Origin of the sequence: Vibrio sp. 10N.247.311.51, from assembly GCF_041467855.1 — a bacterium.
In the GTDB taxonomy this organism is placed as follows: Bacteria; Pseudomonadota; Gammaproteobacteria; order Enterobacterales; family Vibrionaceae; genus Vibrio; species Vibrio coralliirubri.
The window spans coordinates 1-23,104 of the sequence record NZ_JBFSVK010000027.1; the positions used below are offsets into that span (position 1 = coordinate 1).

A 23,104-nucleotide genomic window follows, 5' to 3' on the forward strand; every position below is an offset into this window, starting at 1 on the left:
CTAGAAGCTAGAAGCTAGAAGCTAGAAGCTAGAAGCTAGAAGCTAGAAGCTAGAAAAGCAAAAGGCTTGAACTCTATGAGTCCAAGCCTTTTTTGTATCTATAGGATTTGAAATGTTACTGCCAGAGGCTTTTTACAAGCACTTAGGCTTTACTTCTTAGACTTTGCTTACAGCGCAGCGACTTGTGGGCGAACACCTAGCGTATGGCAAAGTGCGTAAGTCATTTCTGCACGGTTTAGCGTGTAGAAGTGGAAATCTTTCACACCTTCACGGCTCAGCGTACGAACCATATCAATCGCTTGGCTAGCACCTACTAGCTGACGAGTGGTTGGATCATCATCCAAGCCTTCGAACTGCTTCGCCATCCAGCCTGGTACTTTTACGTTGTTCATCGCTGCAAAGCGCGACGCTTGCTTGAAGTTAGAAACCGGTAAGATGCCCGGAACAATCTCCACATCCACACCAGCCGCTACACAACGGTCACGAAAACGTAGGTAGCTTTCTACATCGAAGAAGAACTGAGTGATTGCACGGTTAGCACCCGCATCCACTTTACGTTTTAGGTTAATAAGGTCAGATTGAGCGCTTTTTGCTTCAGGGTGAACCTCAGGGAATGCCGCTACTGAGATATCAAAATCGTGGCGAGATTTAAGTAGCTCAACTAAATCAGATGCGTACATCTCTGGCGCGCCGCCGCCTGCTGGAATATCACCACGCAGCGCAACAATACTCTCGATACCATTTGCCCAGTAATCGTCGGCAATTTGAATCAGCTCTTCGCGGCTCGCATCAATACACGTTAGGTGCGGTGCTGCTACTAGACCAGTTTGGTTCTTAATTTCTTTAATGATTGAGTGGGTACGGTCACGTTCGCCCGAGTTTGCACCGTAAGTTACCGATACAAATTTTGGTTGAAGTGTTTTAAGACGGTGAACAGAGTTCCACAGGGTCTCTTCCATCTTCTCACTGCTTGGTGGAAAAAACTCAAATGACACATTGATGTTGTCAGAAAGCTCAGCGACATTCTGATTTAAAGCGTCGATATGACTAGCGTGTGTGTATCCCATCTTACTCTCCCTGTGGCAAAAGCAACCACTAAAAACTCAAATCCTTAAACGACGTTTAGACGTCTATATGTCTGTAGAATGTATTGAATACGATTTAATGTCAACAGATCCATTATGAATTTTTCTCAAGTAGATCGTGAGTAAAACTCAAGTCGTTAGATGAGTCGCAAAGCAGAAATAATGTAGAAAAAAGGCTGAAAAACACATCGTGCTTTCAGCCTTATTTATCTTAGTGAATAGTATGCCATTTACGCGCTAAACCAATTGATCTGAGTATTAAACCAATCGATCTGAAAATCAAAACAGGCTAGACATTCTATTTAGGTCAGATTGAATTGCACCCGCTGTGACTTCACGTCCTGCACCTGGGCCACGAATCACCAATGGATTATCTTTGTACCATTTGCTCTCAATCGCAAAGATGTTGTCGCAAGGCAACAAGTTCGCCAGAGCATGTTCTTTAGATAGGGCTTCAACGCCTACGGTTGCCTTACCGTTCTTCTCCAAACGCGCTACGTAACGCAGAACCTTCTGTTGAGAGTGCGCTTTCTCTAAACGCTCGGCCAACTCTTCGCTCAGTACAGAAGCTTTGTCGAAGAAGTCATCCACTGATAGCTCTTGCAGCTCTGCAGGCACGAGCGATTCCACTTTTACGTTTTCAGGTTCGATATCCAAACCCGATTCACGCGCCAGAATCACCAACTTACGCATGACATCTGAGCCATCAAGGTCAGCACGCGGGTCCGGTTCAGTTAGACCTTGTTGCCATGCTAAGTCAACCAACTCACTGAATGGTACCGTGCCATCAAACTGCTGGAACAACCAAGACAGCGTGCCTGAGAAGATGCCTGACAACGCAATAATGTCATCGCCGCTTTCACGCAGGTCTCGTACCGTGTGGTTAATCGGCAAGCCTGCACCCACTGTCGCGTTGTACAACCAATGACGGCTGATCTTCGCGAAAGCATCTTGTACTTGATGGTAATACTCGCTCGATGCAGAACCTGCCACCTTGTTCGCCGAGATCAGGTGAATACCTTGTTGTGCGATTTGCAGATACTTTGCTGCAAGCACTGGGCTCGCAGTTACATCGAGTACTACTGCTTCATCGTAACCCTGAATAGAACCCAAACGCTCTAACCAGTCGTTACCGTTGTTGGCAATCGCTTCATCGTCAAAACGCTTGCTCACTGAGGTCGCATCAATGCCTTGATCGTCGAACCAATAGGTTTGGCTATCAACCACCGCAACCAATTCAAAGTTCATTCCACGGCGCTTTTCAAGTTCCGCTTTTTGTTCAGCAAACAGGCTTAACCAACTTGAACCAATATTACCCTTACCACACAAGGCAATCGCAACACGCTTCTGCGCTTGGAATAGTTGAGAATGAATGCCTTTCACTAGGCTTGATGTTTCGCTCTTACGAATCACAGCCACCAAGCTTAAGCCTGAGTTCGCTTCTGAGATGAACTCAACCGGTGAGCTCTTAAGCTGCTGGTAGAAGCCGTAGCAATGGTTCGGGTTCTTAGTGACACCCGCACCCACTGCAGCAATCAGAGAGAAGCCTTCTTTGAGCTTAATCTCAGCTTCAATCGCATGGTCTTGTAGATATTCTAATGCACCACCAGCGATCTCTTCCGTGTAGGCAAGACGCAAACAGTGTTGATCTGGTTCAAGCTCATAGGCAAGCGGCTCAAGTTGAGCACGCTTAAGCCCTTCAAGCACTTCACTCTCTAGACGGTCGAAATCATGGCCGTGACCAAAGGTCAGCTGCACGATAAGCACTTCATCCAGAGAGGTAATGATTTTTGCGCCACGACCCGATGCCAGTACACGCTCTATCTGTGTAGAGCCCGCCTCCGGCTGATAGCTGCAGCGTAAGCTGAGATCCATAGCACTTTGAGCCACAGGCTGTAGCGTTCGGCTGTGAAGCACTGGAGCCGCTAGACGAGCGAGTTCACTCGCTTCATCAAGGCGAAGTAGAGGCAGTAGACACGCATCTGAAACCAGACGAGGGTCAGCGCTGTAAACGCCCGCCACATCACTCCAAATCGTCACGCGTTCAACTTCAGCTAAAGCACCGATCACAGTTGCTGAGTAATCCGAACCATTACGGCCAAGCAATACGGTTTCACCCTCGCAGTTCTGAGCCATAAAGCCCGTAATCACCACGCGGCAATGTGCATGCTGCGCCAAGGCTTCTTTGATCAGAGGGTAAGAACGTGCGCGGTCGACTTCAGGCTGAGCGCCTACTTCTGCACGTAAAAAAGCACGCGCATCTTGAGCAACCGCTTGTAAGTCATGCTGGCACAACAAAGCAGCGAGTAGACGTGAAGACCAAACCTCACCGTGTCCAAGCACTTTTGCTTTTTGTGCTTCGCTCAAGGGAGCCGTTAGCTCACCCAAAGCGGTAAATTCTTGTTGAATGGTTGCAGTAAGTTGTGCGGCTGATTCACCCTCAAGCAGTGCTTCAATCAGATCGAGTTGGAACTGACGAAGTGCTTGCAAACATTCATGGGCAATACGACCATCTTTGTCGAGCGCTTCAACGAACTCAATTAAGCGGTTGGTTGTTTTGCCTGCTGCCGATACCACCACCAAATCAGATGCTGATGAGTATTCTCTAAGAATGTTGACCACACGTTGGTAACATTCAGGATTTGCTAAACTGCTGCCACCAAATTTATGTAACTGGCGAAAGGTTGCCATTATTAACCCTCCCCTTCAGCGATAAAGCGTTGTGTTCTTTCAAACGCTTGCTTGAGGTCATCGATTAGGTCTTCTGCATCTTCCAGGCCAACAGATAGACGCAGTAGTTGCTGAGAAACACCCGCTTCTGCTAAGGCTTCTTCACCCATCGCACGGTGAGTCATCGACGCTGGATGACAAATCAGGCTTTCAACACCGCCCAATGATTCTGCCAAGGAGAATAGCTCTAACTTATCAACAAAGTATTTAAGCGCCTCGAATGAGCCCGCAAACTCAAAGCTGAGCATTGAGCCAAAGCCCGATTGCTGTTTCTTCGCGATATCATGACCCGGATGTTCAGGAAGGCTTGGGTGATAAATAGTGCCGACGAGATCTTGTTGCTGTAGAGACGCCAGAATCTCACGTGAGCTTTCTTCGTGAACTCGCATACGCGCACCTAGCGTACGAATACCACGTAAAGTCATGTAGCTATCAAATGGTGTGCCGGTCGCACCAATACAGTTGCCCCACCATGCTAGCTCTTCAGCGTGCTCTTCTGTCTTAGTGACCACAACGCCACCAATCACATCTGAGTGTCCATTGATGTACTTGGTTGTAGAGTGGATAACAAAATCCGCACCCAGCTCTAAAGGCTTTTGGAACACAGGCGTCAAAAACGTGTTGTCGACAGCAACCAGAGCACCAACCTCTTTCGCTTTACGGCAAGTTTCTGCAATATCAACCACACGAACCAGTGGATTCGATGGGGTTTCAATTAAGATCAATTTTGGCTTAAGCGCGATCGCTGCATCCAGTGCCGCTTGATCCGATTGATCAACGAACAGAACTTTGAAGTCACCTTTTAGCGAGCGAGTGTTAAACAGACGGTACGTACCGCCGTAGCAGTCGTGCGGTGCAATAATAAGATCATCGCCGCCTAAGAAAGCCGAAACCCATAAGTTAAGCGCCGAAGTACCACAGTTAGTCACAACCGCACCTTTGCCTGATTCAAGCTCAAACAGTGCCGTTTCTAATAAACCACGGTTTGGGTTACCAGAACGGGTGTAATCGTACTTTGGCACTTCACCAAAAGCGGGAAACCCATAGTTAGTCGAAAGATAAATGGGTGGGACAACGGCATGGTGTTGCGTGTCTGACTCGATACCAGTACGTACTGCGATTGTTGCTGGCTTCCGGCTGCTCATAGGTGCTTCCTTACAAGTTTTGCGTCTGAGAATCACAGCTGCTTGTCGGCATTTTGCGGCTGTGTTAGATATATGTTATTCACTTTACTTTCATAAACGTGAGACGTCAACACTTCTAGACGTCTATATGTCTTTGCTTATGGCAGTAAATCCCGCTAAAATCACCACTATTAATTTATTCTAACAACTAAAGTGATGAAGGTACGCAATGGCCGACTGGAATGGTGAATACATAAGCCCATATGCTGAGCATGGAAAGAAAAGCGAACAAGTAAAGAAAATTACAGTTTCTATCCCTCTAAAAGTGTTAAAGGTTCTTACTGACGAGCGTACTCGCCGCCAGATTAATAACCTACGCCATGCAACAAACAGTGAGCTACTGTGCGAAGCCTTTCTACATGCGTACACAGGCCAACCACTACCAACGGATGAAGACCTTCGTAAAGATCGTCCTGACGATATCCCTGCTGAAGTGAAAAAACTGATGACAGAAATGGGTATCGAGTTCGAAGCGTTTGACGAAGAATAAAGACAACTCAGTCACTGCCTTCATTATTGATTCGCTATAGCTGACCCTATTTATCACATCACGCATTGCGTTTTTATGACTGCGCTGTGAATGATAGACATAAAAAAACCGACTCCTATGAGTCGGTTTTTTATTATTCTTTTTCGTCTCGATAACGAAACGACGATACCAGACGACTATGTCATCCAGTATCTATGTCTCTATGCCATATAGTTAGCAGGCATCTCGATACGAGCTACGCCAGATTCAACAGCCGCTTCCGCAACTGCTCGTGCTACACGAGGAAGTAGACGTGGATCCATTGGCTTAGGAATGATGTAACCCTTACCGAACTCCAGTGCAGTCTCGCCCGCAGCTGCTAGTACTTCAGCTGGAACTTCTTCTTTCGCCAGTTCACGAATCGCTTTAACCGCCGCCAGCTTCATTTCATCATTAATTTCGCTCGCACGCACGTCTAGTGCACCACGGAAAATGAATGGGAAACAAAGTACGTTGTTTACTTGGTTAGGGTAATCACTACGGCCTGTACCCATGATTAGGTCAGAACGAACTTCGTGTGCAAGCTCAGGCTTGATCTCTGGATCTGGGTTTGAACATGCAAACACAACAGGCTTATCAGCCATCAGCGTTAGTGCTTCAGCAGGCAGTAGGTTAGGACCCGATACACCCAAGAACAGGTCAGCGCCTTCGATAACATCTTCAAGCGTGCGCTTGTCAGTGTTATTTGCGAACAGCTCTTTGTATTCGTTTAGGTCATCACGACGAGTGTGGATCACACCTTTACGGTCAAGCATGTAGATTTTTTCACGCTGAGCGCCACACTTAATCAGCAGTTCCATACAAGCAACCGCTGCTGCGCCAGCACCTAAACAAACGATCTTACACTCTTCAAGTTTCTTACCTTGAAGCTCGATCGCGTTCAGCATACCCGCTGCAGTTACAATCGCTGTACCGTGTTGGTCATCGTGGAATACCGGAACATCACAACGTTCAATCAGGCGACGTTCAATCTCAAAACAGTCTGGTGCTTTGATGTCTTCTAGGTTAATACCGCCGAATGTATCTGCAATATTCGCAACCGTATCAACGAACTCATCGATTGTGCGGTGTTTTACTTCAATATCGATAGAATCTAAACCAGCAAAACGCTTAAACAGGAGCGCTTTACCTTCCATAACTGGTTTAGAGGCAATAGGGCCAAGGTTACCTAGGCCAAGAATCGCTGTACCGTTAGAGATAACTGCAACCATGTTGCCTTTACCTGTGTACTTATAAACGTTATCAACGTTCTGTGCGATCTCGCGAACAGGCTCAGCCACGCCTGGGCTGTATGCAAGTGCTAGGTCTTCTGCAGAGTTTGCAGGCTTCGTCAGTTCTACGGCAATTTTGCCTGGAATTGGGAACTCATGGTAATCAAGAGCTTGCTGACGGAATTGTTCTTGAGGTGATAATTCTTGAGAGGATTGAGCTTGGCTGCTGTCTTCAGACATAGGTGTAGGTTCCTAGGATATTATTATTTGGGGGATCTTGTTCATGTTAATGGATGTACTTCAAAGTTCCTAGGTGGTTGAAGCCTCTGTCTCATTAAAAAACGAGATTTCACTACTAATAAGACCAGTGAGCAGTTGAAATTACTATCGCTTGTTGAACTTTCGTGCGGAATTTTGGTGCAGAGAGATACGCAAGGAATTGCCCTGCAATAGAAAGGTAGACAACTTATCGTTAGAGGGGATTGAAGCTTGAATGAAAGTCAGTGCTTTCTCAAATTACATGCAACAAAAAAGGACACCGAAGTGTCCTTTTTCATGTCTAAATAGCGAGAATTACTTCTTGCTAGAAAGAGCACCGAAACGCTTGTTGAAGCGATCAACACGGCCGCCAGTATCTACGATACGTTGCTTACCAGTGTAGAACGGGTGACATTTGTCACATACGTCTAGGTGGATTGATTCTTTTGCTAGCGTTGAGTTGAACTCAAATGTGTTGCCGCAAGAACAAGTTGCAGTAACTGCTTTGTATTCTGGGTGGATTCCAGCTTTCATGGGATAACCTCAAGTAGGCCGTGTCGCTATACGATTCTAAGCCGCACACCACACGTAGTTTAAAAAAAGAAATAAAGACACCGCATCGACACAAAAGAGTGATGAAGCCATACCTTTAAGGCGCAGTATAGTAATGAATCTATAAGGCAGGATCAACCGATTTGATACATTTTTCACCAATTCTCTCTTTATTTCCTTTATCGGCCTGAGATTTCGGGCTGTCGTTGTCGGTATACGCTAACTCGCCGCCTTCATCCAAACTGCTTCTCGAATTTAACCGCCTTATCCTTTAGACTGTTCGCTCTCGTCAACTCAGATAAAGCCGTCCCTTTATGCGTCCAATGATTGCCCGCGTGGCACTGCCTGTTCCACTCGACAAGCAGTTCGATTACAAGATTCCAAGCCACCTATTTCCGATTATTGGTGGACGAGTCTCTGTGCCTTTTGGACGACAAACCTTAACCGGCATTGTCACGGCTCTGGTTAACGAATCTGAATTCGAGCTAGACAAGCTCAAACCCATTAAAGCCTTATTAGACAATCAGCCTGTTTGGCCGGAATCTGTCTATTCACTGTTAATGTGGTGCAGTCAGTTTTATCAGTACCCTCTTGGCGAAACCTTTGCTAACGCCCTTCCGAGCGCTCTAAGAAAAGGCAAAGCCGCCGACTTCGCGACGCTGGTTGAGTGGCAGTTAACGCCATCAGGCAAAGACCAACTGATGCAAGGTTTTGGTCGCGCGGTAAAGCAAGCCAAAGTAATGCACATGCTTGAGCACGGCCCCGTTCCTCATCAAGAATTCATTGATGAAGAAGTTGGCAGCGCCGTACTCAAGACACTAGAAGAGAAAGGCTGGATTGAATCGGTAGAGAAAAAGCCGAAACGTCAGCCGTGGCCAGTTGATCTTGAAAACGACCAAGACAAACCTAAGCTCAATGCCGAACAAGCCATCGCGATTGCGACCGTAAATAGCCAAACCGACTTCGGTTGTTTCCTGCTAGAGGGCGTTACTGGTTCAGGTAAGACCGAGGTTTACCTGAATATGATTAAGCCGATTCTCGACCAAGGTAAACAAGCGTTAGTGCTTGTGCCTGAAATTGGCCTCACCCCTCAAACGATTAACCGCTTTAAGCGGCGCTTTAATGTGCCTGTTGAGGTTATCCACTCAGGTTTAAACGATTCTGAGCGACTGAATGCTTGGTTATCGGCGCGCGATAAAATAGCGGGCATCGTGATTGGTACCCGTTCGGCTCTGTTCACGCCATTTGCTGACCTAGGCATTATCATTGTCGATGAAGAGCACGACGCGTCTTATAAACAACAAGATAGCCTGCGCTACCACGCTCGTGATGTGGCGATCATGCGTGCTCATAAAGCGCAGATTCCAGTAGTGTTAGGCTCGGCGACTCCGGCCTTTGAAACACTGCACAACGCTCAGATCGGTAAATACAGTTATCTCACCCTCACTTCACGTGCGGGTGTCGCACTGCCGACCACCAATAAGGTGTTGGATGTTAAAGGTGAATATCTAGAAAGTGGTTTGTCTGCGTCGTTAATTGCAGAGATGCAAAGACACCTCAAAGCAGGCAACCAGGTGATGCTGTTCCTCAATCGCCGAGGGTTTTCTCCCGCATTGATGTGTCACGATTGTGGTTGGACTGCCGAGTGTAAACGTTGTGATGCTTATTATACTTATCACCAATACAGTAATGAGATGCGCTGCCACCACTGCGGTTCTCAGCAGCATATCGTGCACAACTGCCAAGGTTGTGGGTCTGCGAACTTAGTGACAGTGGGTGTCGGTACCGAGCAGTTAGAAGCTCAGCTTGGCCAACTATTCCCTGAATACAAAACCATTCGTATTGACCGCGACAGCACCCGCCGTAAAGGCAGCTTAGAAAGCGCACTAGAGTCGATTCGTAAAGGTGAATACCAAATTCTTATCGGCACTCAGATGCTTGCTAAGGGTCACCATTTCCCTGACGTGACACTTGTGGCGTTATTGGATGTGGATGGCTCTTTATATAGCAGTGACTTCCGAGCGTCTGAACGTCTTGCCCAGCTATTCATCCAAGTAGCGGGACGCGCAGGACGAGCAAGTAAACCCGGTGAAGTGATCTTACAGACTCACCATCCAGAACATGGGTTGCTGCAAGCCTTGCTGCACAAAGACTATAACCACTTTGCTCAGACGGCACTGGCAGAGCGTAAGCAGGCAATGTTACCGCCTTATACCTTTATGACGCTGTTTAGAGCAGAAGCCAATGACACACGCTTGGTGGAGGAGTTCTTGCGTCAGGTTCGTCACACATTGGAATCACATCCACTGTTTGACCAATATTGCATGGTGTTAGGGCCAACCCCGGCTCCGTTAGCAAAACGAGCGGGCAAATCACGCTGGCAGTTAATCTTACAAACTCAGACGCGCTCGTTAATGCAGAAACTATTAATGAGTGCCAAGCCGGCCATCAATATGTTACCTGCTGCGAAAAAAGTCCGCTGGTCACTCGATATTGAGCCGCAAGATTTGAGCTAAACCCACTTGGGTTAAAACTAATGATAAGTTTGTTCACAAATATTTCATATTTCTCGTGAGCAACTTCACACTAGTCATGTGATTTTTGTTAATCTAGCCGTAACTTTACACGGATTAAACGAATAAAATATTGCAATAAAAAAAGTGTTAGCAACACTTTCATAATATCTATTCGATTACATTTATTATTCACGCCTTAGATACTTAGGCGACAAAGGAACTTAAAAGAGGGTTTAATTTATGGCGACAATGAAGGATGTTGCCCAGCTAGCAGGCGTCTCAACAGCCACGGTATCACGTGCATTGATGAACCCTGAGAAAGTCTCAGTTTCAACTCGCAAACGAGTGGAAACAGCAGTACTTGAAGCTGGATACTCACCCAATACATTAGCTAGAAATTTACGTCGCAACGAATCAAAAACCATCATCACTATTGTTCCTGATATCTGTGACCCTTATTTCGCCGAGATCATTCGTGGTATCGAAGATGCCGCGGTAGAAAATGATTACCTTGTTCTGCTAGGTGATAGCGGCCAGCAAAAGAAGCGCGAGTCTTCATTTGTTAACTTAGTGTTCACCAAACAAGCTGACGGTATGTTGCTGCTGGGCACTGACCATCCGTTTGATGTCAGCAAACCTGAACAAAAGAATTTACCGCCAATGGTGATGGCGTGTGAGTTTGCCCCTGAGCTTGAACTGCCTACGGTACACATCGATAACCTGACCTCTGCCTTTGAAGCGGTTAACTACCTAGCTCAGCTGGGTCATAAGCGTATTGCTCAAATCTCAGGCCCAGTATCGGCAACGCTGTGTAAGTTCCGTCAACAAGGCTACCAACAAGCGCTGCGTCGTGCCGGTGTCTCAATGAACCCAGCCTACAGTACGGTTGGTGACTTCACCTTTGAAGCGGGCGCTCAAGCGGTTCGTCAATTGCTGGCTCTGCCTGAACAACCAACCGCTATCTTCTGTCACAACGATGCGATGGCGATTGGCGCGATTCAAGAAGCGAAGAAACTGGGCTTACGCGTTCCTCAAGACCTATCGATTGTCGGCTTCGATGACATCCAATTCGCTCAATACTGCGATCCACCGCTAACCACCATTTCTCAGCCTCGTTATGAGATTGGACGCCAAGCGATGTTGATGATGCTTGATCTACTGAAGGGCAACGATGTGCAAGCAGGTTCGCGTCTGCTTGAAGCTAAATTGGTGGTTCGAGGCAGTACAGCGCCACCTCGAATGTAACCCTCAGAAATACCCTTACAAATCTGCGGCACATTTTGATGTGCCGCTTCCATTTCTGCACTATTATCCTCGCGCAATCTGGATTACCATGAGGGCAGAATCAGCAACTATTGAATTGTCTTGTGGCTAATAGAGATTATGTAAAGCGTGGTCGTGGCACGAAAAAACCAACCAAAAAACAAGCCCCTCGCCGTAAACCTTGGCGCAGTGGTCTTTTGGCGATCCTCCTTGCCGGTGGTTTTGGTTACGGACTTTACCTATTGAGTAATGACCCTGAGCCGCCAGCACCAACGCCTGTGGCAACCAAACCAAAACCTAAGCCAAAACCAGCGAAAGTGATTCCGCCGCCTCCTGAAGAGAAATGGGACTACGTTGAAACGCTGCCAAGCCGCGAAATCGAAGTGAAAGCCAAAGAGCAAGAGATCTCGAAGATCCCTTACATCATGCAGTGTGGCGCTTACAAAACCTCGTCGCAGGCAGAAGCTCGTAAGTTGGATATTGCCTTCCAAGGTATCTCGAGTGAGATCCGCAAGAAAAATGGCAGTAGCTGGTACCGTGTGGTTCTAGGTCCATACAAGTTGAAGCGTGACGCAGAGCGAGATCGCCATAAGCTGCAACGAGCGAAAATCGAACCTTGTGCTATTTGGAAAGACACCGAGTAATTTAGATTCAACGGCAGTCTCGGTCTTAGTAAAAGCCGAAAACCAAACACCGAAAGCCTCCCACTGTGGAGGTTTTCTTTTATCCCCCTCCCCTTTAACCAAATTTCCTTACAACTTCCGCCGATAAGTTTGCACGACATCACTCACCCTTCCTTGAATTATCCGAGCACCATCCTCATATACTTTTTATACCCAAAGATAAGAAATATTAAGAGGCCCTACTCGTGACTACCATTGTATCTGTACGTCGTAATAATAAAGTCGTCATCGCGGGTGATGGACAAGTATCTCTAGGCAATACTGTAATGAAGGGCAATGCCCGTAAAGTACGTCGCCTATACAACAACAAAGTACTGGCAGGTTTTGCTGGCGGTACCGCTGATGCTTTCACGCTATTCGAAAAATTTGAAAGCAAGCTGCAAATGCACCAAGGCCACCTGACCAAAGCTGCCGTTGAGCTAGCGAAGGATTGGCGTAGCGACCGTGCTCTACGTAAGTTAGAAGCACTGTTAGCAGTAGCGGATGAGACCGCTTCACTGATCATCACAGGTAACGGTGACGTAGTTCAACCAGAGAACGACCTGATTGCGATCGGCTCGGGCGGTAACTTCGCTCAAGCAGCCGCTACTGCACTATTAGAAAATACTGATTTAGATGCGCGTGAAATCGCAGAAAAGTCGCTGAACATTGCAGGCGATATCTGTGTATTCACCAACCATCACCACACTATTGAAGAACTAGAAAGCACCGTTGAGCTGCCAAAGCCAGAGTAACGACCGCTTCCATCAATAACGTTGTATTCAACAGTGATTAAAGAATTAAGGAAAAACCATGTCTGAGATGACTCCTCGCGAAATTGTTCACGAACTCAATCGCCACATTATCGGCCAAGACAACGCTAAGCGTTCAGTGGCTATCGCTCTACGTAACCGCTGGCGTCGTATGCAGCTTGAAGAAAGCCTGCGTGTTGAAGTATCACCAAAGAACATCCTAATGATTGGCCCAACAGGTGTGGGTAAAACTGAAATTGCTCGCCGTCTAGCGAAACTAGCAAACGCGCCTTTCATTAAGGTAGAAGCGACTAAGTTCACCGAAGTTGGCTACGTTGGTAAAGAAGTTGAGACCATCATCCGTGATCTAACGGACGTTGCAATCAAGATGACACACCAACAAGCGATGGAAAAAGTACAGTACCGCGCTGAAGAACAAGCTGAAGAACGTATTCTTGATGCTCTTCTACCACCAGCACGTGATGCTTGGGGTCAGAACGAGCAATCAACTGAAGACACCACCTCTTCAAACACTCGTCAGATTTTCCGCAAGAAACTGCGTGAAGGTAAGCTAGACGACAAAGAGATCGAAGTTGATGTAGCTGCGCCGCAAATGGGCGTTGAAATCATGTCACCTCCAGGCATGGAAGAGATGACGAACCAGCTGCAAGGCATGTTCCAAAACCTAGCTGGCGACACCAAGAAAAAGCGTAAGATGAAAATCAAAGACGCATTCAAAGCACTGACGGAAGAAGAAGCTTCAAAGCTTGTGAACCAAGAAGAGCTAAAAGAGAATGCGATCTTCAACGCTGAAAACAACGGCATCGTATTCATCGATGAGATCGACAAAATCTGTAAGCGTGGCGACAGCTCTGGCCCAGATGTATCTCGCGAAGGTGTTCAGCGTGACCTACTGCCTCTTATCGAAGGCAGCACAGTATCAACCAAGCACGGCATGGTGAAAACTGACCACATCTTGTTTATCACATCAGGCGCATTCCAAGTGGCTAAGCCATCTGACCTGATCCCTGAGCTACAAGGTCGTCTACCAATCCGCGTAGAACTTGAAGCGCTTTCAGCACATGACTTCAAACGTATCCTGACTGAACCAAAAGCATCGCTGACAGAGCAATACATTGCCCTAATGAAAACAGAAGATGTCAGCATTGAGTTCACTGAAGATGGCATCAATCAGATTGCGGACGCAGCATGGCGCGTAAACGAAACCACTGAGAACATCGGTGCGCGTCGTCTACACACAGTAATGGAGCGTCTAATGGATGAGATTTCATTCGAAGCAACAGACAAGGCTGGCAGCAAGCTAGTGATCGATGAAGCTTACGTAACATCGAAACTTGGCGAATTCGTTGAAGACGAAGACCTAAGCCGCTTCATCTTGTAGCACACGAAACTCCAACTTATTGCTCTATCTCAAAGAAATAGCAGCTAATAAGCGAATTCAAGGCCCACTTTCGAGTGGGCTTTTTATTACCCGAAAAATGGGCGTATACTCAAATCACAGTATGAAACGAAGACTTACAAAGAATTAGACCTACGATGAAACAATCTCTACTGATCTGGCTTGATGCCGCACGACCAAAAACTCTGCCTCTCGCACTTGTCTCTATTCTTACAGGAAGTAGTTTAGCGTTCGCCGGTGGTCAGTTTTCTTTATCGATAGCCCTACTGGCATTTTTAACCGCCACCCTATTACAGATTTTATCGAACCTAGCCAATGACTATGGCGACGCCGTAAAAGGCACAGACAACGAAAATCGTCTGGGGCCAACACGTGCCATGCAATCTGGTGCGGTGACGGCGAAAACCATGAAGCAAGCGATCATCCTCAACATCGTGTTTACCATGGTCGCTGGGCTTATTCTTATTTTTCATGCCTTAACCTCGATTGAAAGTATCTTATCTTTCATTGCGTTAGGCGTATTAGCCATTGTTGCAGCCATCGCTTACACCGTCGGTAATAAACCTTATGGCTATATCGGCCTTGGCGACTTGTCGGTATTTATCTTCTTCGGTTTGTTAGGCGTTTCAGGGACTTACTTCTTGCACACTGGCCATGTTGAACCAAGCCTATTCCTTCCGGCATTGGGCTGTGGCTTGATGGCGGTTGCGGTACTCAATATCAACAACATGCGTGATATCGAAAACGACAGCGAATGTGGTAAGCGCACCATGGCGGTTCGCCTAGGGCAACGCAAAGCCAAACATTATCATTTTGCTCTGCTTGGCCTCGCCCTTGCGTCTTTCGCTATCTACCTGCTTATTCAAGAAAAACCGGTCTGGATCAGCCTGCCGTTTTTGCTGAGCATTATCATTGTTTACAAACATGGCAAAGCTGTTTGGGAAACCGAAAAGCCAGCGCAAATTGCACCAATGATGCCCGTGATTGTGAAATGCTCACTGGTCACTAACCTATTGTTTGCAGGGGTTGTCGTAGCTCAAACTCTATTGAGTTAAATGAGACTAATCATTGCAAAGGGATCAAGCGCCGATATACTCAAAGTAAGCTCATTGTTCAAAAGGTATACTAATGGAATACAACACTTCAGCACTGTGCGACATATATTTGGATCAAGTTGATGTCGTGGAGCCAATGTTCAGCAACTTCGGTGGACGTGCATCCTTCGCAGGACAGATCACGACATTAAAGTGTTTTGAAGACAACGCTTTGATTCGCTCTGTACTAGAGCAAGATGGTCTGGGACGTGTGTTGTTAATCGATGGTGGCGGCTCACTACGTAAAGCGCTGATCGATGCTGAGATTGCCCTACTTGCCGAAGACAATGAGTGGGAAGGGATTGTGGTTTACGGCTGCGTTCGTGAAGTCGATGAGCTTGAAGATATGAACCTAGGCATCCAAGCCTTGGCTTCTATTCCTGTTGGTGCGAGCCAAGAGGGTGTCGGTGAATTAGACGTTCCCGTGAACTTTGGCAGCGTGACCTTTTTACCAGAAGATTACCTCTACGCAGACAACACCGGCATCATTCTTTCTGCCGAGCCTTTAGATGTAGAACTTGATCTGGATGTTGAAGAAGAAGAGGTCGAGTAACTCTCACTCAGCTTCAAATCATAAGAACACAAACAAAAACGCCCGCTACTGAGTAGCGGGCGTTTTTTTAAATCTGAAGAGTCGATTACTCTACTTCATCCATTTTACCAAGAAGGTTACGGATGCGATCTTGCCATGCTGAATGCTCTTCCTGCATTTGCTGAGTTTTTTGCTCTAGCTCGTGACGGCTTGCTTTAAGCTCACCAGCTTCTGTTGCTAGTGCTTGTTTCTCTTCTTTAAGCTCTTCCACTTCCATTTGAAGAAGTGCAATTGTATCTACTGCTGTTTGAATTTTTGCTTCTAGCTGCTCTAGTACTTCAAAAGACATTCTGGCCTACCTTTAAGTTATCCGTTTGATGGTGAAGGTTCACTCCACTTATTTCCCCATTCTACTCAGCAGAGCAAGGATAAACACTCAATATATTCGATATTTTGCGCCATTCGATGAAAAAAACAGCGCTTTTTACCGAATATTGACGTGAACGATTACCGCCACAACCGCAAACCGATTATTTCGATGAATAATAACTGTTTTCCACTGCGAATTGATCGAGAGCAATCTCCAAAAAACAAAAAGGCAAACGTTTCCTTTTGGATATGGTAAAATTCGCCGCGAAATTTCTATTCCCTCTTTGAAAATTTTGGAGTCCGCATGAAACGCGATTTAGCAATGTCATTCTCTCGTGTCACAGAAGGTGCAGCACTAGCTGGTTACAAGTGGCTTGGCCGTGGCGATAAAAACGCTGCAGATGGCGCTGCTGTAGAAGTAATGCGTAGCCTATTAAACAAAACCGAAATTAGCGGTGAGATTGTTATCGGCGAAGGTGAGATCGATGATGCACCTATGCTGTACATCGGCGAAAACGTAGGTGTGGGCGGCGACGCTGTCGACATCGCAGTTGACCCAATTGAAGGGACACGCATGACAGCAATGGGCCAATCAAATGCATTGGCTGTATTGGCGGCAGGCGAAAAAGGCAGCTTCCTTAAAGCGCCTGATATGTACATGGAAAAGTTGGTTGTTGGCCCTGGCGCTAAAGGCGCGATTGACCTAGAACTGCCACTAACAGAAAACCTAGAAAACATCGCTAAAGCACTAGGTAAAACACTCGATACTCTAGTCGTAACCACACTTGCTAAGCCTCGTCATGATCAAATTATCGCCGATATGCAAGCAATGGGCGTTCGTGTATTTGCTGTGCCAGACGGTGATGTTGCGGCTTCTATCTTAACCTGTATGCCAGACAGTGAAGTAGACGTCATGTACTGCATCGGCGGCGCACCTGAAGGTGTGGTTTCGGCTGCGGTAATTCGCGCACTCGACGGCGACATGCACGGTCGTCTTCTACCTCGCCATGAAGTTAAAGGCGACACAGAAGAAAACCGCAAGCACGGTGAACTTGAACTTGAGCGCTGCGCAGAAATGGGCGTAACGGCGGGTATCGTGTTGAAGATGGAAGACATGGCACGCAGCGACAACGTTGTATTCTCAGCAACAGGCATCACTAAGGGTGACTTGCTAGAAGGTATTTCTCGCCAAGGCAATATCGCAACCACAGAAACTCTGCTTATCCGTGGCCGCTGCCGTACCATTCGCCGCATCAAATCTATCCACTACCTAGAGCGTAAAGATCCAGAAGTAGTAGGTCATATCCTGTAAGCCAAAACTCGGTGAAACAGAATATTCGAGGGCTGATACCAAGTATCAGCCTTTTGTTTTATTAGCGCAGCAGAATCTCATCATGGCTGCCGATAGAGTAAAACGCTATCTATAGAGTAAATTACTATCAATATAGTAAATGGTTTGCTTTATAAACACCTTGCCTCATAATAGTAGGGTTCATGAGGTAGGGATAGTATGAAAACAAGCGACAAAATCTTACAGACCATTAAGCGTCAAGGCGCGGTAACCGCGAAACAACTGTCAGAAGAATTTGGCATGACGACAATGGGTGCAAGGCAACATCTGCAAAGCCTGGAAGATGACGGTATTCTTGCGTTTCATGATGTGAAAGTGAAAGTGGGTCGCCCGACTCGCCACTGGTCCCTGACTCAACAAGGCCATAGCCAATTTTCAGACCGACATGGTGAACTCACGATTCAAGTGATTGATGCTGTGGAGAGTCTATTTGGTAAAGAAGGGCTGGCTAAGGTTGCTGCCGAGCGTGAACAACACACACTCAAGCAGTATCAAACTGCATTGTCTAACTGTGATTCACTCATCAGCAAGCTTAAAAAACTTACCCAGCTTCGTGAAGACGAAGGCTACATGGCTGAGCTTCAAGAGCATGATGATCACTACATCTTGATTGAGAACCACTGCCCTATCTGTAAGGCTGCAACTCGCTGCCCTAGCCTGTGCCAATCTGAGCTCAATGTATTTACTGAGTTACTAAAAGATGAGTGCCATGTGAGCCGTACAGAACACATCATTGCTGGCGAACGACGCTGTACTTACACCTTAACACCCGCACTTTGATTGTAACGGTAAGCGATTAATACCGTCTCAATATTGAGAAAATACAAATAGATTAAAATTTGTACAGATTTCTTTCTTAAGCTTAGAGCATATGAAACACGCTTAATGCTAAGGAAGGAATGATGGCGCATCCACAACCCTCTCAAAAACTGCCACCCTTTGATGAACTTGTCCAACTCGCGAAAAGCGATCCGAAAGCATTCAATCAATTCAAACACGAGATGTGCGAACAGATGATCTGTTCGGCTTCAGAAGTAATGCAAGACCGACTTCGCGCACAACAAAGTCACATCGACTTAGTGGTTAGCCGTTGTAAAAACCCACACCATACTAATGTCGTACTCATGCAAGAGCTGCGCTGCCAGGTCTGTAAGTTCCAAGATGCACTCGAAGGGCGCTGCGGCTTTGAAGAATCTCTGCCTGAAAATATTGTGCCTTTTAAGCCGAATACCGAACCTAAAATGTACTGAAAGTAGCAAAGCATTAAAAAGAAAAAAGGGAGCGTAATGCTCCCTTCTTATTGATTCGCTGTTCAATATTTACATGGGTCTTCGCCGTAGTCATTACGGCCTTCTGTGCCTTTCAACAAGCCACACTCAATCAGAATCCACAAACCACACACTAATGCCGCGACGGTTGCCGCCATATGAATTGGCGATACAGGTTCTGTCGTCGTTGCAGCCATTGGCGAAGCCAAACGACCCAAGACTAATGGCACATTCAATAGTAGCCAGTAATTAGACTTATTGCGGTCGTGCCAGCGCTTAGCGGTTACCGCAAGGTCTGGGATCACAAGCATCAATAGGAAGATTGGTAGCAGGATATAAGAGTAGGCAGGGAACAACACAGAGATACCAGAAGCAAAACCGGTAATCGCTATGTAGTAGAAAATATTCCAAATCCAGTAAGTCTTACGACCAATTCTCCCCTTGAAAGAGAGCAGTAATTCTTTCATCGACATCTTAAATACTCAAATTTATACGCCGCTAAAAGTCAGCAGCAATGGTTAGTTTATTACTTTTTGAAAGCAACTTTTATCCATATCACGAATATTCACCGTTAAGCTTCTTACATGACTCGCTTGTTCTTGTAGGACCTGCATTAACGATCGTGACAATTCTCGCTTTTGCTCTTCCGTTCGTCCCGAAAGTAACTCAAAGCTGATATGAATAAAGTCTACACTATCTTCCTCATCACCGACCAACCAATTATGGCAACGCAGTGAACGAGACTTCACTGACGGCACATCAAACAAGCCACACGTGAGAGCGACTTGGTGAAGATCTTCCAGTAAGCCTTGGATATTTACTCGCTCATCCACTGAATTGGAGTACTCTAGAACTAGATTCGGCATTGTTACTTCCTGTTGTTAACGCAATCGTTTGTCCCTTAATAACAACTAACGATGAAAAATCCGAGAAGTTAGCTATTATTCTGTCTGCCGGATCACTGATATATGCTCAAAATCTACTCTGACCATTGAGTAAGATCCAAGAAAGTCATGACCACAGTCATGATCTGTTGATATTAATCTGTTATATTATTTCGTAATAAAGTTTACTTTTTTACATTCGATTTATTTAAATACTTTGGAGATATTCCTATGCGTCATCCTGTAGTTATGGGTAACTGGAAACTAAACGGCAGCAAAGAAATGGTTGTTGATCTACTAAACGGTCTTAACGCTGAACTTGAAGGCGTAACAGGCGTAGACGTAGCAGTTGCTCCACCAGCACTTTTCGTTGATCTAGCAGAGCGTACGCTTACTGAAGCGGGCAGCGCGATCATCCTAGGTGCTCAAAACTCTGACCTAAACAACAGCGGTGCATTCACTGGCGACATGTCTCCAGCAATGCTTAAAGAGTTCGGCGCATCTCACATTATCATCGGTCACTCTGAGCGTCGTGAATACCACAACGAATCAGATGAGTTCGTAGCTAAGAAATTCGCATTCCTAAAAGAGAACGGCCTAACTCCAGTTCTTTGTATCGGTGAATCTGAAGCACAAAACGAAGCAGGCGAAACTGTTGCAGTATGTGCTCGTCAACTTGACGCTGTTATCAACACTCAAGGTGTTGAAGCTCTTGAAGGCGCTATCATCGCTTACGAACCAATCTGGGCTATCGGTACTGGTAAAGCAGCTACAGCTGAAGATGCACAACGCATCCACGCTCAAATCCGTGCACACATCGCAGAGAAATCTGAAGAAGTTGCTAAGAAAGTTGTTATCCAATACGGCGGTTCTGTTAAGCCAGAAAACGCAGCAGCTTACTTCGCACAACCAGACATCGACGGTGCTCTAGTTGGCGGCGCAGCTCTAGACGCGAAAAGCTTCGCAGCTATCGCTAAAGCAGCAGCTGAAGCAAAAGCTTAATTTAAACATCACCGTTTAGATTAGATGAAAGGTCAACTTAGGTTGGCCTTTTTTATTGCCTGTCGTTTCTGAAACCCAAACGGCAGGCACAAAAAAAACCGCTGAACAATCAGCGGTTTTTAAATTCTTTAAGCGAACGCTAAGCGTGGCTTAGAACAACTCTTCTGCAACGCGGAACAGCTCAGAACGGTCTGGGTTCTGCATGTTCTCGATACAATCGATGATGTCGTGGTGAACAAGTTCTTCTTTCTCGATACCAACACAACGACCACCGTGACCTTCTTGAAGAAGGTGAACAGCGTAGTTACCCATGCGAGAAGCAAGTACACGGTCAAATGCAGTAGGACGGCCACCACGTTGGATGTGACCAAGAACCGTTGCACGAGTTTCACGACCAGTTGAAGATTCGATCTCTTTAGCCAGTTCGTTAGCATCCATCATTAGCTCAGTTAGAGCGATGATTGCGTGCTTCTTACCTTTAGCAATGCCATCTTGGATGTTGCTGATAAGCTGTTCTTTATCTAGGCCAGTCTCTGGAGTAATGATGTACTCACAACCACCCGCGATTGCTGACATAAGCGTAAGGTCACCACAGTGACGGCCCATGATTTCAACAATAGAAATACGTTGGTGAGAAGAAGACGTGTCACGTAGACGGTCAATTGAATCAATAACAGTGTTAAGCGCTGTTAGGTAACCGATTGTGTAGTCAGTACCCGCGATATCGTTATCGATTGTGCCTGGAAGACCGATACATGGGTAACCCATTTCAGTCAGCTTCTTAGCACCCATGTAAGAACCGTCACCACCGATAACAACAAGTGCTTCGATACCGTGCTTCTTAAGGTTCTCAATGCCTTTCTCACGAACAGCAACTTCTTTAAATTCAGGGAAACGTGCAGAACCTAAGAAAGTACCACCACGGTTGATCACGTCAGATACGCTTGAACGGTCAAGCTTTTCGATACGGTCTTCAACAAGGCCTTGGTAGCCATCGTAAATACCGTAAACTTCAATGCCAACTGATAACGCAGTACGAACAACGCCGCGAACTGCTGCGTTCATACCTGGAGCGTCACCACCACTGGTCAAAACACCGATCTTCTTAATCATGCTCACCCTCGATTTTTGGGAATCTATTATTCAATTCTTGTTCTTGCTGATTGTATATCAACAAGATTTTAAATCTATATTTGTGCGTTATGTTACATTTCCTCAACAGGAATAGCACTCAAATCGCGTAAAATTATGTAACATTTCTACTTCTGTAAGAGTATTACAGTTTTACTCAATAACTTTGTTGATTCACATCAGAATCAACATTAATTGTTACTAAGGTGGTTTTTGAATCACCTAACAGTTAATAATTTTTACTCACTTTAGTTCAAAAGCCACTCACTTACCATTTGCCCGCTGATTTTTAGCACGCATTACCACGAGTGGAATTTCTGCTGCTTCTCTGGTCCAAATACGACCGAATACGGGTCTTGGTGAATTAATACATCAGCATCAGGGAACACGGAGATAAGCTTAGCCTCTACTTCGTCAGAAATGCGATGCGCTTCAATAAGTGGGATATTATCTTCCAATTCTAGATGCAGTTGAATGAAGCGAATTGGCCCCGAACGACGTGTTCGTAATTGATGCACACCCAACACGCCTTCCACGCTCAATGATGTCTCTTTAATCTGTTTCAGCTCATCATCTGGCAGCTTATGATCAAGCAGAGACTGAACCGCTTCCATCGCCATTTGATAAGCGCTGTACAGAATGTAGATACCAATACCGACCGCGAATACTGAGTCCGCCTGACCAATCCCAAACCAGCTCAATGCCAGTGCCAGCATGATCGCAGCGTTCATATAAAGGTCTGATTGATAGTGCAGAGAGTCGGCCGCAATAGCTTGGCTGCCTGTTTTGTTGACCACATGCTTTTGGAATCGAACCAAACCGAAGGTCATCACCATCGCAAATAAGCTGACATAGATACCAATCTCTGGAGAGTTCAGTTCATGAGGTCGGAAGAAGCGTTCAATACCATTGAGAATAAGGAAACATGCAGAGCCTGAAATAAACATTGCCTGCGCTAATGCAGCTAGAGATTCAGCCTTACCATGACCAAAGGTGTGCTCTTTGTCGGCAGGCTGCAGAGAGTAACGAACCACGATAAGGTTAACGACAGAGGCCGCGATATCCAGCATTGAATCCACGACGGAAGCCAACAGACTCACGGAACCTGTCACCCACCACGCTGCGACTTTCACTATCAATAAAATAGTGGCGATGGTTGTGGCTGCCCAAGCGGCGAGCGTAACTAAACGTGCGTATTCTTGTTTCATAACTTGGCTATAAAGTGACTGATAGCACAAAGTATAACCTGCAAACCACCAATTGAATATGACAGCCATGATGTAAAACATTCATTTTTAAGGATCAAAAAAA

General features: G+C 46.1%; 22 protein-coding genes. 12 read left to right on the top strand and 10 right to left on the bottom strand.

Features of this window, described 5'->3' with window-relative positions; all coding sequences use genetic code 11:
• Positions 1 to 167: 167 nt before the first annotated feature.
• The 3 genes from metF to AB6E85_RS20100 form a co-directional block, all read right to left on the bottom strand.
• Positions 168 to 1,067 (bottom strand): methylenetetrahydrofolate reductase, encoded by a 900-nt coding sequence (gene metF / locus AB6E85_RS20090; RefSeq protein ID WP_372143915.1) that lies wholly within the window; start codon positions 1,065 to 1,067, stop codon positions 168 to 170.
• A gap of 297 nt (positions 1,068 to 1,364) precedes the next feature.
• Complete coding sequence (locus AB6E85_RS20095; protein WP_048612372.1) at positions 1,365 to 3,776, bottom strand: bifunctional aspartate kinase/homoserine dehydrogenase II; 2,412 nt, start codon at positions 3,774 to 3,776, stop codon at positions 1,365 to 1,367.
• A 2-nt stretch (positions 3,777 to 3,778) separates the two neighbouring features.
• Entirely contained in the window at positions 3,779 to 4,960 is a 1,182-nt protein-coding gene (locus AB6E85_RS20100) for an O-succinylhomoserine (thiol)-lyase (RefSeq protein WP_017061143.1), read from the bottom strand.
• Positions 4,961 to 5,168: 208 nt separating this feature from the next.
• Between AB6E85_RS20100 and metJ the strand changes: the two genes are divergently transcribed.
• Entirely contained in the window at positions 5,169 to 5,489 is a 321-nt protein-coding gene (metJ, locus tag AB6E85_RS20105; RefSeq protein WP_004415993.1) for a met regulon transcriptional regulator MetJ, read from the top strand.
• A gap of 200 nt (positions 5,490 to 5,689) precedes the next feature.
• Here the strand turns inward: metJ and AB6E85_RS20110 are convergent, their stop codons facing one another.
• Both AB6E85_RS20110 and rpmE read right to left on the bottom strand, forming a co-directional pair.
• Entirely contained in the window at positions 5,690 to 6,979 is a 1,290-nt protein-coding gene (locus tag AB6E85_RS20110; protein WP_017061144.1) for a malic enzyme-like NAD(P)-binding protein, read from the bottom strand.
• Positions 6,980 to 7,312: 333 nt separating this feature from the next.
• Positions 7,313 to 7,531 carry a 50S ribosomal protein L31 gene (gene rpmE / locus AB6E85_RS20115; RefSeq protein WP_004737142.1) on the bottom strand — a complete coding sequence of 73 codons (219 nt, stop codon included), beginning with the start codon at positions 7,529 to 7,531 and terminating at the stop codon, positions 7,313 to 7,315.
• Between the two features lie 332 nt (positions 7,532 to 7,863).
• On the opposite strand from rpmE, the gene priA reads away from it, so the two are divergent.
• From priA to rraA, 7 genes are all read left to right on the top strand, one after another.
• Entirely contained in the window at positions 7,864 to 10,065 is a 2,202-nt protein-coding gene (priA, locus tag AB6E85_RS20120) for a primosomal protein N' (protein WP_372143917.1), read from the top strand.
• A gap of 240 nt (positions 10,066 to 10,305) precedes the next feature.
• Complete coding sequence (cytR, locus tag AB6E85_RS20125) at positions 10,306 to 11,310, top strand: DNA-binding transcriptional regulator CytR (protein WP_017103629.1); 1,005 nt, start codon at positions 10,306 to 10,308, stop codon at positions 11,308 to 11,310.
• A 122-nt stretch (positions 11,311 to 11,432) separates the two neighbouring features.
• Positions 11,433 to 11,972: an SPOR domain-containing protein gene (locus tag AB6E85_RS20130; protein WP_372143919.1), complete on the top strand. Its 540-nt coding sequence runs from the start codon at positions 11,433 to 11,435 to the stop codon at positions 11,970 to 11,972.
• A 224-nt stretch (positions 11,973 to 12,196) separates the two neighbouring features.
• Positions 12,197 to 12,745 (top strand): ATP-dependent protease subunit HslV, encoded by a 549-nt coding sequence (hslV, locus tag AB6E85_RS20135; protein WP_004729692.1) that lies wholly within the window; start codon positions 12,197 to 12,199, stop codon positions 12,743 to 12,745.
• Positions 12,746 to 12,803: 58 nt separating this feature from the next.
• The gene (gene hslU / locus AB6E85_RS20140) at positions 12,804 to 14,144 is read left to right on the top strand and encodes an HslU--HslV peptidase ATPase subunit (protein ID WP_048605412.1); all 1,341 of its coding nucleotides are present in this window, start codon (positions 12,804 to 12,806) and stop codon (positions 14,142 to 14,144) included.
• Between the two features lie 155 nt (positions 14,145 to 14,299).
• Entirely contained in the window at positions 14,300 to 15,217 is a 918-nt protein-coding gene (locus AB6E85_RS20145; RefSeq protein ID WP_050632401.1) for a 1,4-dihydroxy-2-naphthoate polyprenyltransferase, read from the top strand.
• A 73-nt stretch (positions 15,218 to 15,290) separates the two neighbouring features.
• Positions 15,291 to 15,809 carry a ribonuclease E activity regulator RraA gene (gene rraA / locus AB6E85_RS20150; RefSeq protein ID WP_017071322.1) on the top strand — a complete coding sequence of 173 codons (519 nt, stop codon included), beginning with the start codon at positions 15,291 to 15,293 and terminating at the stop codon, positions 15,807 to 15,809.
• Between the two features lie 85 nt (positions 15,810 to 15,894).
• Here the strand turns inward: rraA and zapB are convergent, their stop codons facing one another.
• Entirely contained in the window at positions 15,895 to 16,137 is a 243-nt protein-coding gene (zapB, locus tag AB6E85_RS20155) for a cell division protein ZapB (protein ID WP_008219652.1), read from the bottom strand.
• A 324-nt stretch (positions 16,138 to 16,461) separates the two neighbouring features.
• Between zapB and glpX the strand changes: the two genes are divergently transcribed.
• From glpX to AB6E85_RS20170, 3 genes are all read left to right on the top strand, one after another.
• Positions 16,462 to 17,469: a class II fructose-bisphosphatase gene (gene glpX, locus AB6E85_RS20160; protein WP_048614956.1), complete on the top strand. Its 1,008-nt coding sequence runs from the start codon at positions 16,462 to 16,464 to the stop codon at positions 17,467 to 17,469.
• 198 nt (positions 17,470 to 17,667) lie between these two features.
• Positions 17,668 to 18,288: a helix-turn-helix transcriptional regulator gene (locus AB6E85_RS20165; RefSeq protein WP_372143922.1), complete on the top strand. Its 621-nt coding sequence runs from the start codon at positions 17,668 to 17,670 to the stop codon at positions 18,286 to 18,288.
• A 122-nt stretch (positions 18,289 to 18,410) separates the two neighbouring features.
• Entirely contained in the window at positions 18,411 to 18,758 is a 348-nt protein-coding gene (locus AB6E85_RS20170) for a DUF3135 domain-containing protein (RefSeq protein ID WP_372143970.1), read from the top strand.
• A gap of 62 nt (positions 18,759 to 18,820) precedes the next feature.
• Here AB6E85_RS20170 and AB6E85_RS20175 read toward each other — a convergent pair whose 3' ends face one another.
• Complete coding sequence (locus AB6E85_RS20175; RefSeq protein ID WP_048605424.1) at positions 18,821 to 19,249, bottom strand: DUF805 domain-containing protein; 429 nt, start codon at positions 19,247 to 19,249, stop codon at positions 18,821 to 18,823.
• Positions 19,250 to 19,294: 45 nt separating this feature from the next.
• Positions 19,295 to 19,642 carry a 5-carboxymethyl-2-hydroxymuconate Delta-isomerase gene (locus tag AB6E85_RS20180; protein WP_050632402.1) on the bottom strand — a complete coding sequence of 116 codons (348 nt, stop codon included), beginning with the start codon at positions 19,640 to 19,642 and terminating at the stop codon, positions 19,295 to 19,297.
• A 249-nt stretch (positions 19,643 to 19,891) separates the two neighbouring features.
• Between AB6E85_RS20180 and tpiA the strand changes: the two genes are divergently transcribed.
• The gene (gene tpiA, locus AB6E85_RS20185) at positions 19,892 to 20,662 is read left to right on the top strand and encodes a triose-phosphate isomerase (protein WP_017061158.1); all 771 of its coding nucleotides are present in this window, start codon (positions 19,892 to 19,894) and stop codon (positions 20,660 to 20,662) included.
• Positions 20,663 to 20,812: 150 nt separating this feature from the next.
• Here the strand turns inward: tpiA and pfkA are convergent, their stop codons facing one another.
• Positions 20,813 to 21,775: a 6-phosphofructokinase gene (pfkA, locus tag AB6E85_RS20190; RefSeq protein ID WP_372143924.1), complete on the bottom strand. Its 963-nt coding sequence runs from the start codon at positions 21,773 to 21,775 to the stop codon at positions 20,813 to 20,815.
• A gap of 317 nt (positions 21,776 to 22,092) precedes the next feature.
• Positions 22,093 to 23,001, bottom strand: a complete 909-nt coding sequence (gene fieF / locus AB6E85_RS20195) for a CDF family cation-efflux transporter FieF (protein WP_029235400.1) — start codon at positions 22,999 to 23,001, stop codon at positions 22,093 to 22,095.
• Positions 23,002 to 23,104 lie beyond the last annotated feature (103 nt).